At 68.5% G+C, this 15,603-nt stretch carries 15 protein-coding genes; 3 read left to right on the forward strand and 12 right to left on the reverse strand.

All coding sequences use genetic code 11. The annotated features are described in order from the left end of the window. Positions 1-9 precede the first annotated feature (9 nt). Positions 10-1,464: an aldehyde dehydrogenase gene (locus ACRCUN_RS24125; protein ID WP_462144138.1), complete on the reverse strand. Its 1,455-nt coding sequence runs from the start codon at positions 1,462-1,464 to the stop codon at positions 10-12. 138 nt (positions 1,465-1,602) lie between these two features. Between ACRCUN_RS24125 and ACRCUN_RS24130 the strand changes: the two genes are divergently transcribed. Beyond that, the gene (locus ACRCUN_RS24130) at positions 1,603-2,331 is read left to right on the forward strand and encodes an SIMPL domain-containing protein (protein WP_462144139.1); all 729 of its coding nucleotides are present in this window, start codon (positions 1,603-1,605) and stop codon (positions 2,329-2,331) included. Between the two features lie 9 nt (positions 2,332-2,340). On the opposite strand, the gene ACRCUN_RS24135 is transcribed toward ACRCUN_RS24130, so the two are convergent. The 5 genes from ACRCUN_RS24135 to dacB are packed head-to-tail and all read right to left on the reverse strand — an operon-like array spanning position 2,341 to position 8,590. Then, positions 2,341-4,566, reverse strand: a complete 2,226-nt coding sequence (locus tag ACRCUN_RS24135) for a molybdopterin-dependent oxidoreductase (RefSeq protein WP_462144140.1) — start codon at positions 4,564-4,566, stop codon at positions 2,341-2,343. Between the two features lie 36 nt (positions 4,567-4,602). Beyond that, positions 4,603-5,214, reverse strand: coding sequence for a hypoxanthine phosphoribosyltransferase (gene hpt / locus ACRCUN_RS24140; RefSeq protein WP_462144141.1), 612 nt, complete (start codon positions 5,212-5,214; stop codon positions 4,603-4,605). Between the two features lie 9 nt (positions 5,215-5,223). Then, complete coding sequence (gene tilS / locus ACRCUN_RS24145) at positions 5,224-6,183, reverse strand: tRNA lysidine(34) synthetase TilS (RefSeq protein WP_462144142.1); 960 nt, start codon at positions 6,181-6,183, stop codon at positions 5,224-5,226. Beyond that, complete coding sequence (locus ACRCUN_RS24150) at positions 6,162-7,208, reverse strand: Rv3626c family coenzyme F420 biosynthesis-associated protein (RefSeq protein WP_462144143.1); 1,047 nt, start codon at positions 7,206-7,208, stop codon at positions 6,162-6,164. The genes tilS and ACRCUN_RS24150 overlap by 22 nt, the downstream gene beginning before the upstream one ends. Continuing rightward, positions 7,205-8,590, reverse strand: a complete 1,386-nt coding sequence (gene dacB / locus ACRCUN_RS24155; RefSeq protein WP_462144144.1) for a D-alanyl-D-alanine carboxypeptidase/D-alanyl-D-alanine endopeptidase — start codon at positions 8,588-8,590, stop codon at positions 7,205-7,207. The genes ACRCUN_RS24150 and dacB overlap by 4 nt, the downstream gene beginning before the upstream one ends. Before the next feature lie 140 nt (positions 8,591-8,730). On the opposite strand from dacB, the gene ACRCUN_RS24160 reads away from it, so the two are divergent. Both ACRCUN_RS24160 and ACRCUN_RS24165 read left to right on the forward strand, forming a co-directional pair. Beyond that, complete coding sequence (locus ACRCUN_RS24160) at positions 8,731-9,219, forward strand: inorganic diphosphatase (RefSeq protein WP_462144145.1); 489 nt, start codon at positions 8,731-8,733, stop codon at positions 9,217-9,219. An 89-nt stretch (positions 9,220-9,308) separates the two neighbouring features. After that, positions 9,309-9,785 (forward strand): 2-oxo-4-hydroxy-4-carboxy-5-ureidoimidazoline decarboxylase, encoded by a 477-nt coding sequence (locus ACRCUN_RS24165; RefSeq protein WP_462144146.1) that lies wholly within the window; start codon positions 9,309-9,311, stop codon positions 9,783-9,785. Between the two features lie 3 nt (positions 9,786-9,788). On the opposite strand, the gene ACRCUN_RS24170 is transcribed toward ACRCUN_RS24165, so the two are convergent. The 6 genes from ACRCUN_RS24170 to ACRCUN_RS24195 are packed head-to-tail and all read right to left on the reverse strand — an operon-like array spanning position 9,789 to position 15,602. Next, a complete protein-coding gene (locus ACRCUN_RS24170; protein ID WP_462144147.1) occupies positions 9,789-10,757 on the reverse strand; it encodes a 2-hydroxyacid dehydrogenase in 969 nt (322 codons plus the stop codon). A gap of 1 nt (position 10,758) precedes the next feature. Continuing rightward, the gene (locus ACRCUN_RS24175) at positions 10,759-12,108 is read right to left on the reverse strand and encodes an enolase C-terminal domain-like protein (RefSeq protein ID WP_462144148.1); all 1,350 of its coding nucleotides are present in this window, start codon (positions 12,106-12,108) and stop codon (positions 10,759-10,761) included. A gap of 16 nt (positions 12,109-12,124) precedes the next feature. Continuing rightward, the gene (locus tag ACRCUN_RS24180) at positions 12,125-12,925 is read right to left on the reverse strand and encodes an IclR family transcriptional regulator (RefSeq protein ID WP_462144149.1); all 801 of its coding nucleotides are present in this window, start codon (positions 12,923-12,925) and stop codon (positions 12,125-12,127) included. A 1-nt stretch (position 12,926) separates the two neighbouring features. Continuing rightward, positions 12,927-13,688, reverse strand: a complete 762-nt coding sequence (locus tag ACRCUN_RS24185) for a sulfite exporter TauE/SafE family protein (protein WP_462144150.1) — start codon at positions 13,686-13,688, stop codon at positions 12,927-12,929. Then, positions 13,646-14,629, reverse strand: coding sequence for an ABC transporter ATP-binding protein (locus tag ACRCUN_RS24190; protein WP_462144151.1), 984 nt, complete (start codon positions 14,627-14,629; stop codon positions 13,646-13,648). Before ACRCUN_RS24190 ends, ACRCUN_RS24185 begins: the two co-directional genes overlap by 43 nt. Then, entirely contained in the window at positions 14,622-15,602 is a 981-nt protein-coding gene (locus tag ACRCUN_RS24195) for an ABC transporter ATP-binding protein (RefSeq protein WP_462144152.1), read from the reverse strand. Before ACRCUN_RS24195 ends, ACRCUN_RS24190 begins: the two co-directional genes overlap by 8 nt. Position 15,603 lies beyond the last annotated feature (1 nt).

Raw genomic sequence — 15,603 nt, forward strand, 5'->3', positions numbered from 1 at the left:
CAGTGCCTTTCAATTGAGCCGGCCGTTGTCCTGCCGGCCGTACCAGTCGACGGGTTCGGCAGCGGTGCGCACCACGACGGTCTTGACCCACGAGAAGTCGTCGAAGGACTCGGTGCCCGCGTCCTTGCCCGTTCCGGATTCTTTGACCCCGCCCCATGGCAGCGACGGTTCTAGGCGGTGGTGGTCGTTGATCCACACCATGCCCGCGACGATGCGGGCCGCCACCCGGTGTGCGCGGGCCAGGTCGGTGGTCCACACCCCGGCGCCCAGGCCGTAGCGGTTGTCGTTGGCCATCGCGACGGCCTCGGCTTCGTCGTCGAACGGGATGACGACAGCGACGGGCCCGAAGATCTCCTCGGTGGCCACGGTCATGTCCATGGTCACGTCGGCGAGGACGGTTGGCTGCAGGAAGAACCCGTCGCGCAGCGGGCCGGTCAGCTCGGGCACCTCGCCACCGGTGGCGAGCCGTGCCCCTTCGCTAATCCCGATGTCGATCAGTCCGCGAACCTTGTCCCGTTGCCGTTCACTGATCAGCGGCCCCATCTGGGTGTCGGCCTCGGCCGGGTCACCGATCCGGATCTCGGCCGCCCGCTTCGACAGTGCGGTGACGAAGTCGTCGTAGATGCTGCGGTGCACCAGAAACCGTGAGCCCGCCACGCAGGACTGGCCCGCGGCGACGAACGCCGCGAACGCCGCGCCTTCGGCCGCCACGACCGGGTCGACGTCGCCGAACACGATGACCGGCGTCTTGCCGCCGAGTTCGGCTGTCACCCTGGCGAATCGGGCCGCGGTGGCCACCGCGGCCGAACGCCCCGCCTCGGTTCCGCCGGTGAGCGTGACCTTGGCGATCCCGGGGTGTTCGGTCAGGCGCACGCCCGCGTCACGACCGCCGGTGACGACGGTGACGACGCCGTCTGGCAAGCCCGCACCTGCCATGATGCGCGCCAGCGCGAGCGTGGTGAGCGGCGTGAGTTCGGACGGTTTGACCACAACGGTGTTGCCGTTGGCGAGGGCCGCGGACAGGCTACGGGCGAGGATCAGCATCGGATGGTTGAACGGCGTGATGATGCCACACACGCCCAGCGGCAGCCGTTGCTGGTAGGTCAGGTACGGGCCGTCGCCGGGCAGCACGCCGTAGCGCTGCGCCGCCAGCAGACCGGCGTTGTAGCGGAACCATTCCGGCGCCCGCGAAAGCTGTGCGCGCGTCTCGGTGATGGGCCGCCCGTTGTTGCGGGTCTCCAGCCGGTACAGCTCCTCGGAGTGCTCTTCGATGGCGTCGGCGATGCGCAGCAGGAGCCGGGCCCGCTCACTGCGGGTGAGCGCGGGCCACGCGCCCCCGTCGAACGCTGCCTGTGCGCGGGCCACGGCCGCGTCGACGTCGGCAGGGCCGTGTTCGGGAACGGTGTCGATGACCGCGCCGGTGGCCGGGTCGACGATGCTCCTGGTGCCAATCAAAGAAGTCATGGCTACGAGTGTCGGCACGAGGTGTGACCCACATCAATGTTTTGGAGCACACAACTGCGCGCCCGCTTATGTGATGAGTCACATCGCAGCATTGTGACGTGCGGCATCGAGGCCCGAGCGGGCCGGTAGGGTGCGGTCATGCCGTTCGCTGCGAAAACGAAGTTGCGGGTTCTGGTCATCGCCGGCTTGATGGCAGTCGGCGCCACGGCGTGCGACGCGAACTCGGGTCCCGTCGGATCGGGTTCGGGCGATCCACGTCAGGTGACCGTCGTCGGCTCCGGTCAGGTTCAGGGGGTCCCCGACACGCTCACCGCCGACGTCGCGATGGAGTTTTTCGCCCCCGACGTGTCCGGTGCGCTCAATCAGTCGAGCCAGCGCCAGCAGGCGGTGATCGACGCTCTGGTGGGCTCGGGTGTGGACCGCACCGACATCGCCACCACGCAGGTCAGCGTGCAGCCCCAATTCCCGCCCGACGGCACCGTGACCGGGGCGCCGACGGGCTACCGGGCCAGCAACGCCATCCAGGTCAAGATCCGCGACACGGCAGAAGCCTCCGAGACCTTGGCGCTCATCGCGGGCACCGGCGGTGACGCCACCCGCATCAACTCCGTGGCCTACTCGATCGAAGACGACTCGGATCTGGTGCGCGACGCGCGATCTCGCGCCTTCGACGACGCCAAGAGCCGTGCCGAGCAGTACGCGCAACTGTCGGGTCTGAGCCTGGGCAAGGTCATCTCGATATCGGAGGAGTCCGGCGCCGCACCACCGCCGACGCCGATGCCGCGCGCGGCCATGGAGGCAGTGCCGCTGGAGCCAGGACAGCAGACCGTGAACTTCTCGGTGACGGTGGTCTGGGAGCTGACCTGACCCGCCGGCTCAGCCGGCGGGTGCGATGTCGACGGGGATGCCGTTGAGCACCGCGGTGCCCGACAACCTGTCGAGGTTGTTGCCGTCGTTGAGCTGATTGACGTTCACGCCGGGCTGGCCGGCGGCCACGCCCTGTCCCGTGCCCGCACGGTCGTGCCCCCACCCGTGCGGCAGGGACACGACGCCGCGGCGCATACCGTCCGACATCTCTACGGGCGCGCGCAGTTCCCCGCCGGGTCCTTTGACGACAACGGTTCCGGTGACGCCGAGCTCGGCGGCGTCGTCGGGATGGATGCGCAGCGTGCAACGGTTGGTGCCGCCAACGAGCGCGGGCACGTTGTGCATCCAGCTGTTGTTGGAGCGCAGGTGGCGCCTGCCGATGAGCACAAAACCGTCCGGGTTCCTGCCGAGCGTCTCACGCATCCGCGCGGCGTCGGCGACCAACGGCTCGGGTGCGAGTTCGATTCGCCCCGTTGAGGTTCGCAGCACTTCGAGCAGGCGTGGCCGCAGCGGCCCGAGGTCGATGCCGTGCGGCGCGGCCTTGACACGCGCCAGGGTCAGCCCCTCGGGCTCGGCGCCGAATGCATCGCCGTACGGGCCGAGCCGCAGCATCATGTCGAGCCGGCGCTCATAGCCGGGCCCTGACGCGATCATCGCGGTCAGTTCCTCGACGGGCCGCCCGGCGACGGGAGACGCGGGGTCGGCGGTCTCCTTGGCCAGCGTGGTCGAGATGACCTGCTCGTCCACCAACGCCGGATCGCCATCGGGCCCGAGGCCGAACACGATCAGGGCGATGCGAGCCAGGATCTCTGCCTCGTCGGGTCGCTCCGCGGACGGCAGCACCGGCGGTGAGTACCGCACGTTGTTGCGCACCGCGAGATTGTTGAGCGCGAAGTCGAAGTGCGGGCTCTGCGACGGCGGTGGCGGCGGCAGTATGACGTCGGCGTGGCGCGTCGTCTCGTTGAGGTACGGGTCGACCGAAACCATGAACCCCACGGAATCCAGTGCGCGGTCGAGGCGGTCGCCGTCCGGCGCCGACAGCACCGGGTTCCCGGCGATCGTGATCATCGCCTTGATCTGGCCCTCACCCGGTGTGTCGATCTCTTCGGCGAGCGCGGCCGCAGGGATCTCCGACAGGGCTTCTGGATAACCCGAGACGCGGCTGTGCCAGCGCCCGGTCCGGAATCCCCGCCCGGGTTTCGGCGGCCGAGGGGCGGGGGCCGTGGCGCCGAGCGGGAACATCGCGCCACCCGGACGGTCAAGATTACCCGTGAGGACGTTGACAACGTCGACGAGCCAACTGCCGAGCGTGCCGAATTCCACTGTGGAAGTACCGATCCGGCCGTAGACCGCCGCCGTCGGCGCGGCGGCGATCTCGCGGGCCAGTACGCGGATCTCCTCGGCGGCTACGCCGCAGTGGTCTGCCACCGTATCTGGCGCGAAATCGGCTGCCAGCGCTCGGATTTCGTCGACACCGTTGACGTGGCCGGCGAGCGCGCCGAGATCGACCAGGCCTTCGTCGAAGAGCACGTGCACGATTCCCAGCAGCAGGGCCGGATCGGTGCCGGGCCGCGGGGCGAGATGGTGATCGGCGAGTTCGGCGGTGCGGGTGCGTGCCGGGTCGATCACCACGAGCTTGCCGCCGCGCTTGCGCAGCGCGCGCAGCTTGCCAGGGAAGTCGGCCGCGGTTGCCAGGCTGCCGTTGGACACGAGCGGGTTCGCGCCGATGATCACGAGGTAGTCGGTGCGGTCCAGGTCTGGCACGGTGAACGCCACCGGGCTGCCGAACATATAACCCAGCGCCACGTGCTTGGGCATCTGGTCGAGCGTGCTCGCACTGAACACCTGCCGCGTGCCGAGCCCGCGGATGAGCACCGGCGGATACAGCGCGCCGGCGACGGTGTGGGCGCTCGGGTTGCCCAGATAAACCCCGACCGATGTGGCACCGTGCTCGCGGATGGTGGCGCCGAGACCTTCGGCGACCGCGGCGAATGCCTCGGCCCAGCCCACCTCGGTGAGCTTGCCGTCGCGGCGCACGAGTGGCCGGCTCAGCCGGTCGGGATCGTTGTCCAACTCCGCGAAACTCGCGCCTTTCGGGCAGATGAAGCCCTTACTGAACACGTCTTCGCGATCACCGCGGGCGCCGGTCACCCGGCCGTCGGAAATCGTCAGCGTCAGGCCGCAGGTGGCCTCGCACAGGGGGCAGATGCGGAGCGCGGTGGCTGTATCGCTCATGATCTTCTTCCTGCGCCCGAACGACGCCGTTGGTTATTACTGCGTGTACACCTTCGGGTCGAGGGTGCCGATGTAGGGCAGATCGCGATAACGCTCGGCGTAGTCCAGGCCGTAGCCGACGACGAATTCATTCGGGATGTCGAAACCGACGTACTCGACGTCGATGTCGGTGCGCACCGCGTCGGGCTTGCGCAGCAGCGTGCAGACGCTCAGCGAGCGTGGCCGCCGGGTCGCCAGGTTGCGCAGCAGCCACGACAGGGTGAGCCCGGAGTCGATGATGTCCTCGACGATGAGCACGTCACGGTCGTTGATGTCGCGGTCGAGGTCTTTGAGGATGCGCACGACGCCGGACGACGACGTGGAGGAACCGTACGAGCTGACCGCCATGAATTCCAGCTGCGTGGGCAACGGAATGCTGCGGGCCAGATCGGTGACGAACATGACCGCGCCCTTCAGGACGGTGATCAACAACAGATCGTCGTTGCCGAGGTCATCTCGGTAGCGTTCGGCGATCATCTCGGCGAGTTCGGCGGTGCGCGTCCGGATCTGTTCCTCGGACAGCAATACCGACTTGATGTCCCCCGGATACAGCTCGGCAGAATCGGCAGCCACTTGGACAGCGTGCCATGCGATGTGCCCGCTGACCAACGCGACCGGCTATACCTCTTCGACGTGCAACGCGAGCACGCCGTCACGACGGGCCGCGATGAGCCGCTGCCTGCGCAACATAGACCCGACCGCGACGCCGCCCTGGCCGCGCCACGCGGTCACCAGCCGGTCCACGCCACGAATCTGGGTATCGGTCAGATCGGTCGCGCCGCCACCGAGCAGCCAGCCCCGGATCACCCGGCGCCGCACGGCGTCGGGCAGTCCGCTCAGTGCCGCGGTGTCGAGCCCGCCGTCCGGCGTCGTCGAGTCCGCCAGCGCGCGCTCAGCGAGCTCGTCGAGGGTTTCGGTGTCCTCTCGCAGCGCGGTCGCGGTGCGACCGAGCGCCTCGGCCACGCCACCGCCAAGCACCTCCTCCAGCAGCGGCATGACGTCGAGTCGCAGCCGCGCCCTGGTGAACCGCCGCTCGAAGTTGTGCGGGTCGTGCCACGGCTTGAGCCCCAGTTCTTCACAGGCGGCGTGGGTGACGGTTCGGCGCACGCCAAGCAGCGGCCGGTGCCACGGCGGGTCGTGCGGGCGCATGCCGGCGATGGACCGCGGCCCCGATCCGCGGCCGAGCCCGAGCAGCACGGTCTCGGCTTGATCGTCGAGCGTGTGACCGAGCAGCACCGGAGCACCGTCGCGCGCGGCCCGCAAAGCCGTGTAGCGCGCCTGCCGGGCTGCCGCCTCCGGACCGCCGGAACGTCCCACCACCACTGGAATAACCTGCGCCGCAGTGCATCCCACCGCAAGGGCCTGCTGGCGCGCCGTTTCGGCCACCGCGCGCGAGCCCGGCTGCAGACTGTGGTCGACGATCAGCGCGGTGGTCGGCCGGATACCGGCAGCGATCGCGGCCAGCGCAAGCGAATCCGGCCCGCCCGACAGCGCGACGCACCACCGCTCATCGTCGACCTTCGAACCGAACGCCGTCACCACCCGCCGCAGCGTCGCTACAGCACCCGATCGATCCATCGCCGTGGTTCGTCGATTTCGGTTGGCAGCGGCAATGTTTCGGCATTCGACCAGACGGTGTTGAACCGGGCCATGCCGACGGTCGACACGACCTCGTCGACGAAGGCCTTACCGCGGGTGTACTGGCTGATCTTGGCATCGAACCCCAGCAGCGCGCGCACCACGCGTTGCACCGGTGGCTGTTTACGTTGCCTGCGTTCATCGAAACGCCTGCGGATCGTGTTCACCGAAGGCACGACGGCCGGGCCGACGCCGTCCATCACGTGGTCGGCATGCCCTTCGAGCAACGTGCCGAGCACCAGCAGCTGATCGAGTGCCCGGCGCTGCGGCTCGGCCTGCACCGCCCGCATGAGGCCCAGTATGCCCGCCGAGTTCGGATCGGCCGCCGACCCGTTGCGCTGGCTGCGCACGTACTGCGCGAGCCGGCCGACGACCGCGGCGATGTCCTCGCCCGCGTCCTGGGTCAGCACGGCCAGCGCTTGCGACATATGGTCGGCGAGCCATGGATTGGCCCGGAACTGTACGCGGTGCGTGACCTCGTGCAGGCACACCCAGAGGCGGAAATCGGTTGGGGCGACACGCAGTTGGCGTTCCACCGCGATGACGTTGGGGTAGACCAGCAGCAGCTCGCCGCCGTCCGGCCCGAACGGGTCGTACTGGCCGAGGATGCCCGACGAGATGAAGGCCAGCACCGCACCGGTCTGCGCGCCGGTTACCCGCCCGGTGATGAAACCGGGCTTGTGCTCGTCGTCCCCGCCGGTCATGACGCGCATCGACCGGGTGGCCGCGCGGATCCACTCGGGGCGGTCGACGATGCGCGCCTCGGGCAGCTCGGCCCCCTCGTTGAGGCCCGTCAACTCACGCACGGGCAGCTCGGCGGCCCGCGCGCTCTCGGCCAGCTGTTCGATGGCCTGGCGCCGCGTGTAGTCGGTGGCGGCCGGAGCGGGTCTGGCCAGCTTCTCCCCGACCGTCGCGGCGAAGTCCCAGTCGACGGCGCGGCCCGCGGTCATCGTGGGGCCGCTCATGTGCCGCACCCGCACGTGCGCAGCACCGCGGCCAGCGCGTCGATCGCGGTGCGTCCGGTCGGCCCGGCGTTGTTGGAGATGAGCGCGAAGGTCAAGACGCGGCCGTCGTCGTCGGTGACGATGCCGGCCAGCGCGTTGGTGCCGGTGAGCGATCCGGTCTTGGCCCGCAGCCAGCCCGCGGCGGCCTTGCCTGCCTCGGTGTCGAGGTAGCGGTTGGACAGGGTGCCGCTGCCGCCCGCGATCGGCAGGAGGTCGACCAGCGGACGCAGCGCGGGCTGAGTATGACCCGCCGCGGCGTTGACGACCTCGTCGAGGGTCGTGGCCGTGAGCCGGTCATCGATCGAAAGGCCGCTGGAGTCGACGAGGTCGGCGCCCGTGGTGTCGATGCCGATGCCATCCAACTGATGGAGCACCGCGTCGACCCCGCCCTCGAAGCTCTGCGGGCGGTTGAGCTCGTCGGCGACTTCACGCGCGATCGACTCCGCCATCACGTTGTCGGATTCGTTCATCATCTGCCGCAGCCGTTCGATCAGCGGGGCGGACTGCACCTCGGCGATCTTGGTGCTGGGACCGCTGAGCCCGGACGGCAGCAGCGTCACGGTCTCGGGGTCGATACGCAGGGCGGCGGCCAACGCCTTGCCCGCATCGAGCGCCGGGCTGATGGACCGCCTGGACTCTACGGTCGTCGGTTGCGTGCGTCCGCCGTCGAGCATCACCGACTCCATGGGCGCGATGTCGCCGCCTGCGATGTCGGCCGGATCCCACCCGGGAGCCATGGTCGGACCGCTGTAGATGCTGGTGTCGACGCGCACCGTGGTGGCCCTGACCCCGCTCTGCCGGATCTGGTCGGCTAGGTCGCCGATCCGGGCGGCGCCCTTGTACCAGGTGTCGGTATCGGCCGGAGCCGCCGACAGCGTCGGGTCCCCGCCGCCCCGGAGCACGACGACGCCCGGCTGCGAATCCGAGGCCAGCACGGTCGTGGTCAGCCGCGCGTCGCGGTCGAGGGTGAGCAGCGCAGCAGCGGTGGTGAGCACCTTGTTGACCGACGCGGGCTGCATGGGCACGTCAGCACCCTGCGCCCAGAGTTCGGCACCGGTGTCGGCGTCGGTGATCCGGCCGGTGACCATGCCCAGATCGGGATCGGCGAGGGCAGGCGCCAACGCGGCTTTCAGACCGCCTCCGGTCGGGGTCGGCGCCGAGATGTCGACCGGCACGATGCCAGGGCTGGCCGTCGCAGGCGCCGGGGCGGGCCGGACCGCCTCCGCGGCGTCCGACCGGTGCCCCGTGAACAGGGCAGCGACCGCGACGAGAGCCGCGACCAGCACAATGACCGCGACGCCTACCGCCACATGGGTGGACCGCCGCCACCGAGTGGGCCGCATATTTCCCCTGCTCTCGATTGATCCGGACGAGCCACCCCTCATCGTCAGCCTATCGCTCATCTAATGTTGGCCCGGCGGGTCGACCCCGCGTCGTCGCCCGACGACCCCAGACTGAACGAAGATGCGAAGGAGCCGCGACGGTGGAGTTCGACGTCGTCATCGAGATCCCGAAGGGTTCGCGCAACAAGTACGAGGTGGACCACGAGACCGGCCGGGTGAAGCTCGACCGTTATCTCTACACCCCGATGGGCTACCCGGCTGATTACGGGTTCTTCGAGAACACGCTCGGTGAGGACGGCGATCCGCTGGACGCGCTCGTGCTGCTGCCCGAGTCGGTGTTCCCCGGCTGCATCGTCGAGGCCCGCCCGGTGGCGATGTTCAAGATGACCGACGAGGCCGGTGGTGACGACAAGCTGCTGTGCGTGCCCGCCGGTGACCCGCGCTGGGATCACATCCAGGATGTGGGCGACGTTTCGCAGTTCGAGCTCGACGCGATCAAGCACTTCTTCGTGCACTACAAGGACCTTGAGCCGGGCAAGTTCGTCAAGACCGCCGACTGGGTGGGCCGCGCCGAGGCCGAAGCCGAACTGCAGCGTTCGATCGAGCGGTTCAAGGTCGAGGGCCACTAGTCCGGCACCGACTCCGGTACTGATTTAGCGCACCCGTAACACGGGGTAACGCCGCTGTGCTCTGCGGCTCCGATGATGACCATGTGTTGATGCATCAGGGCATGGGGCTTGAGGCGTACAACGCATTGCCGATGCGGCGCGCGGTGCACGCGGTCTACGAGTGCTGCTACAGCGTGCCGCTGGCCGCCGACCTGGCTCGGGGGCGGCCCTACTCCGAACACGAGGCGTTGTTCCGCCAGGCCGACAGCCTGCTGTTCAGCCTCGGCGAGGATTCGATCGACGGGGTGCTGCAGGCCTATCCCCTCTTCGGCTGCCGCTGGGCCCATCGGCCCGAAGCGACGGCACAACTCGAAACCGCGATGGCCGACTACCTCCGACGGTTCGGCTTCACCTTCGTCATGTACACCGCCGACTGCGACGCCGACACCGTGCTGGCGTGTATCGCCGACCGGTTGCACAACGACCACGAGACCGAACGCAAAGTCGTCCGCAACGAGCTGGCCCGCATCAACCGCGTGCGGCTGGAGCGGATGCTCGGCCCAGAGGGCGGCTTCTACAACTGGTAGCCGCTACACCACGTTGCGCAGCGGCTCGCCGCGATCGAGCCTGCCGATGTTGTCCGCGATGTCGCGTGCCCTGGCGGCGAACGTATTCGTGGTGACACCCGATACGTGCGGGGTCATGAGCACGTTCGGCAGGGTGTGGAACGGCATGTCGCTCGGGCTGCCGTAGCCGGTGGCGTCCGGGTACCGGTACCACACGTCGATCGCCGCGGCCGCGATGCCACCCGTCGAAAGCGCTTCGTAGAGAGCAGCTTCCGCGATCAGCGGTCCCCTGCCGACGTTGATCAGGACACCGCGGGGCCCGAGGGCACTCAGTTCGGCCGCCCCGATCATGCCGACGGTCCGCTCGGTGAGCGGTGCGCAGACCACCACCACCTCGGATTCGGTCATCAACTGTTCGAGCCTGCCGGTGTCACCTGCCCACACGAGGCCATCGGCCGCGGCGTCGACGCGGCCGCTGCCCGTGACCGCGGCGCCTTCGACGCCGAACGCGCGCAGCAGGTTCCAACTACTGCGGCCGATATGGCCGAATCCGACGAACCCGACGCGTGCACCCTGCAGCGAACTGGACTGATCGATCGTGCGGTCATAGCCCGGCGTGGCCCACCGGCCGGTGCGCAAGGCCCGGTCCTGCTCGGGCAGGTGACGGCGCAGCATGACCGCGGCGCCCGCGACGTACTCGGCGATCGACTGCTCATGGTTGAACGTGTTGGCCACCAGCACGTCCGGGCCGAGGCTGTCGAACGCCACCTTGTCGGTGCCGGCACCGTTGACGTGCACCAGGCGCAACCGCCCAGCGGCCGCGGCCATCTCGGCGGTGAAGCGACTGCCCACGAACACATCGGCATCCCGCAGGTCATCGATGACGCCATTGTCCCCCGGCGTGTGCCAGTGCGCCGTCGCGTGCGGGGGCAGCGCGGCTTCCAGCTGCTGCCGGTGCGGTACCAGATACGCATCCGCGATCACGATTTTCATCTCAACCCCGTTGCAGCGCAGGACGTTTGCTGTCGAATTTCCAGCCAGGGATAAGGTATTGCATGGCCGCCGCGTCATCGCGGGCACCGAGCCCCTTGGCCAGGTAGAGTTCGTGGGCCGCGGCCACCCGCTCGTCATCCAGCTCGACGCCGAGGCCCGCAGCGGCTGGTACATCGAGGTATCCGTCGACGATCCGGTAGGGCTCCTTGGTGATGCGCTGGCCGTCCTGCCAGATCCAGTGCGTGTCGATGGCGGTGATGGCGCCAGGAGCGGCGGCCGCGACGTGGGTGAACATCGCCAGGGACACGTCGAAGTGGTTGTTGGAGTGCGAACCCCACGTCAGATCCCAGGCGTCGCACAGCTGCGCGACGCGCACCGAGCCGCTCATCGTCCAGAAGTGCGGATCGGCCAACGGAATGTCCACCGCACCGGACCGGATCGCGTGGCCCATCTCGCGCCAGTCGGTGGCGATCATGTTGGTGGCGGTCGGCAGGCCGGTGGCCCGCTTGAACTCCGCCATCACCTCGCGGCCCGAGAACGTGCCCTCGGGTCCGACGGGGTCCTCGGCGTAAGCCAGGACGTCGGTGAGTTGGCGGCACGTGTCGATCGCGTCGGCGAGCAGCCAGCCACCGTTGGGGTCGAGCGTGATTCGCGCGTCGGGAAAGCGCTCGGCGAGTGCGGTGACGGCCTTGGCCTCCTCGGCAGCGGGCAGCACGCCGCCTTTGAGCTTGAAGTCACGAAATCCGTAGCGAGCACGGGCGGCCTCGGCGAGCCGGACGACGGCTTCCGGGGAGAGCGCCTCGTCGTGGCGGATGCGCATCCAGTCATCGGCGCCCGCGGGTTCGTCGGCCGCCGACTGGTAAGGCAGATCGGTGCGGTTGCGGTCGCCGACGAAGAACAGATAACCCAGCGCCTGCACGCGATCGCGCTGCTGGCCTTCGCCGAGCAGCGCCGCGACGGGCACCCCGAGGTGCTTGCCGAGCAGGTCCAGCAGAGCCGACTCGACCGCGGTGACGGCGTGCACCGTGACCCGCAGATCGAAGGTCTGTGCGCCGCGGCCCGCACTGTCGCGGTCGGCGAACTCTCTACGGATGCCCGCCAGCACCGCGTGGTACTCCCCGATCGATCTGCCCTCGACGAGTCGGCGCGCATCATCGAGCGTGCGGCGGATCGCTTCGCCGCCAGGCACCTCGCCGACGCCGGTGTTTCCGGCGGAATCCTTGAGGATCAACAGGTTCCGCGTGAAGTACGGTCCATGCGCGCCGCTGAGGTTCAGCAGCATGCTGTCGTGGCCGGCGATCGGGATCACGGTCATGTCCGTCACGACCGGCGTGGCGGTCTTGGTGCTCATCATTTTCTCCTAGTTCTCATGCGAACCACTTGTCCCCGTTGGCAACCGGCCGAACGACACGTGACACCTTGTCGCACACCATGCGCAAGGCGTCGACGATCTCGCGCTCGCGGGCCGGCGTTAGCCGCGACAGCGGCACCGACGCACTGATCGCGTCCTGCGCGGGCTGCAGATAGCGCAGCGTGACCGCGAAGCACTTTATCCCCGTGGTGTTTTCCTCGTCCTCGGTGGCATATCCCCTGACCCGGGTCTCATCGAGCGACGCCTCGAGGGCGACTCGGTCGGTCACGGTGCGCGGGGTCAGCGGGGTCAACGTCGGCGGGATGTGCGCATCGAGTTCGGCACCGAACCGCTCGGCGAGCAGCGCCTTGCCGAGCGCGGTGGTGTAGGCAGGCAGCCGGCGGCCCACCTTGTTCGTCGTGCGCACGTACTGCCGGGATTCTCTCGTCGCCAGGTACACCACGTCGTGGCCGTCGAGCCGGCCGAGGTGAAAGGTCTCGTCGAGGTCGCCGCGCAGATCGTCGAGAAAGGGCGTGATCATCGGCAGGTAGGGGTCGGCGTCGAGGTAGCTCGTGCCGACGAGCAGCGCCCGTACACCGATGCTGTACTGGCTGCCCGCATCGTCGGAGCGGACCCAGCCCTGCGCGACCAGCGTGCGCAGCAGTGCGTGCGCCGAACTGCGCGGCATCTCAAGCGCCGCGCAGATGTCGCGGATGCGGCATGGCTGGTCGGGCCGGGCCGCCAGGTATTCGAGCAATTCCACGGTGCGCACCGCGGACTTCACCTTGCGCACCGAAACGCTGTCCTCGTCGGTCATTTCAGCCCCCCATCAACTGACGGACGATCAGCACCACGGCGCCGAGAGTGGATATCCCGATCGCGGCCCACCGCTGGCGCTGCCGGTCCAGATGGCGATTGACCCACCGCGACAATCCGTACCCGGCGACGCACGCGGGAATCAGCATGGCGAACACGACGACCGTGTGGCGGTCGATCGATCCGGTCAGCGCGAGCAACACGAGCGAAAGCACCGAACCCACCAGAAAGAAACCACTCATGGTTCCGCGCAAGCGGGCGCCGGTGTTGTTCTGCCACACCAGCGCCATGGGTGGCCCGCCGATCGAGGTCGCGGTGCCGAGCAGCCCCGATGTGGCCCCGGCCAGGACCAGGTTGCGCCGATGCGGAGCCGGTATCCAGCCGACGCTCGTCAGCGCGACGCCACCGAGCACGACAGCGGCGAGTGAATAGGCCAAAATCTGCTCGGGCAGCACCACGAGCAGCAACGCGCCCGCGATGGTCCCCGGCACGCGCCCCGCGAGCGCCCAGCCCGTGCCGGCCAGGTCGATGTCCTCGCGCTCGCGTACCACGACCATCAACGTGACCATGGTGGCCAGCATGATCAGGGTGCCCGGAATCAATCGGGGATCGACGATCGCGACGATCGGCGCCGCGAGCATTCCCATGCCGAAGCCGATCGAGGCCTGCATGCACGACGCCAGCACGATGGCGGCGGCGATGATCACATAGCCGGCGATGCTCACGCCGAAACCGGCACGGCCGGCTGCAATGGGTGATGGCATTCGGACATGTGGTCGGCGGCCTCGGCGTCGAAGCGTGGATCGGGCGCCTGCGTCGCGCAGATCTCGGTGGCCTTCCAGCATCGGGTGCGAAAACGGCATCCCGACGGCGGGTTCAGCGGGGACGGTACTTCGCCGCTCAACAGGATCCGCTCGTTGCGCTGGGCGGCATCGAGTTTCGGTGCGGCCGACATCAACGCCGCCGTATAGGGATGGCGTGGCTGTCCGTAGACGTCCTCGGTGGTGCCGCTTTCGATCATGCGGCCGAGGTACATCACCGTGACGCGGTCGGCGACATGGCGCACCACCGACAGGTCGTGAGAGATGAAGATGTAGGAGATCTGCAGTTCCTGTTGCAGATCGTTGAGCAGGTTGAGCACCTGCGCCTGCACCGAAAGGTCCAGCGCCGAAACCGGTTCGTCGCAGATGATGACGTCTGGGTTGAGCGCGAGCGCCCGGGCGATGCCGATGCGCTGCCGCTGCCCACCGGAGAATTCCTGCGGGTATTTGCCGGCGGCCTTCGCACCGAGCCCGACCATGTCCAGCAGCCCACGAACCCGCATCTCGCGGTCTTTGCGGTTCGGGTACAGCGTCTTGTGGGTGCGCCACGGCTCGGCGATGATGTCGCCCGCCGTCATGCGGGAGTTCAGCGATGCGTACGGATCCTGGAAGACCATCTGCACGCGGCGGCGGAACTTGAGCAAGTCATTGCCACGCAGACCGAAGGGGTCGATACCGTCGAATGTGACCGTCCCCGAATCGGGACGCTCGAGCATCATCAGAGTCCGTGCCAGCGTGGACTTTCCGCAGCCGGACTCGCCCACCAGCCCGAGCGTCTCACCGCGGGCGAGGTCGAGGTTGATGCCGTCGAGCGCGGCCAGCCGGTTCTTGCCGACCCGGAACGACTTACGCAGATCGCGGACGCTCAGCAGCTGATCAGACATTCTTGACCTCCTCCGGGAAATGGCATGCGCTGCGCCTTCCGTCGCCCTGCAGCGCGGGCCTGGTGGTGACGCAGATGTCGCGGGCCAGCGGGCAACGATCCTGATAGACACACCCGTCCGGAATCGAGTGCAGGTCGGGTGGCGCGCCGCCGATCGACTTGAGCGTCTCGCCACGCACCGCGCTGACCGGCACCGAGTTGAGCAGGCCCTTGGTGTACGGGTGGCGCGGGTTGGCGAAAACCTCTGCCACCGGTCCCGTTTCGACGACCTGACCGGCGTACATCACCGCGACGCGGTCGGCCTCCTCGGCGACGAGCGCGAGATCGTGCGTGATGAGCACGACGGCCATGTCGTACTCGGTGCGCAGGTCTCGCAGCAGCGCCATGATCTGGGCCTGCACGGTGACGTCGAGTGCGGTCGTCGGTTCGTCGGCGATCAGCACACTCGGGTTGAGCGCGACGGCCATCGCGATGAGCAACCGTTGGCGCATGCCGCCGGAGAACTGATGCGGATACGAGTTCAGCCGGGTCTCGGGCTGCGGGATCCCGACGCGGGCCATGAGCTCGACCGCTTTGCGTTTGGCTTCCCTGGCGGACAAACCCTGATGGATCCGAAACGGTTCGGCCAGTTGGGTTCCCACCGTGTAGAGCGGGTTGAGCGCGGTCAGCGCGTCCTGGAAGACGATCGCGAGTTCGGTGCCGGCGATCTCCCGCCGCTTCTTGCGGTCGGCGCTGAACAGATCGACCTCACTGTCCTTGCCGGTGAGCTTGGCGGTGCCCGACACGACGTCGGCGACCGGCTCGAGCAGGCCGACCAGGGCGGTCGCGGTCATCGACTTGCCGCAGCCGGATTCGCCGAGCAGCGCCAGGGTTTCGCCCCGCTCCGCCGAGAACGACACGTTGTTGACGGCGCGGACGGTACCGGTGATGGTGCGGATGTCGACGGACAGATCGTCGACCACCAGTGCGGTCATG

This window comes from Mycobacterium venezuelense, assembly GCF_054919535.1.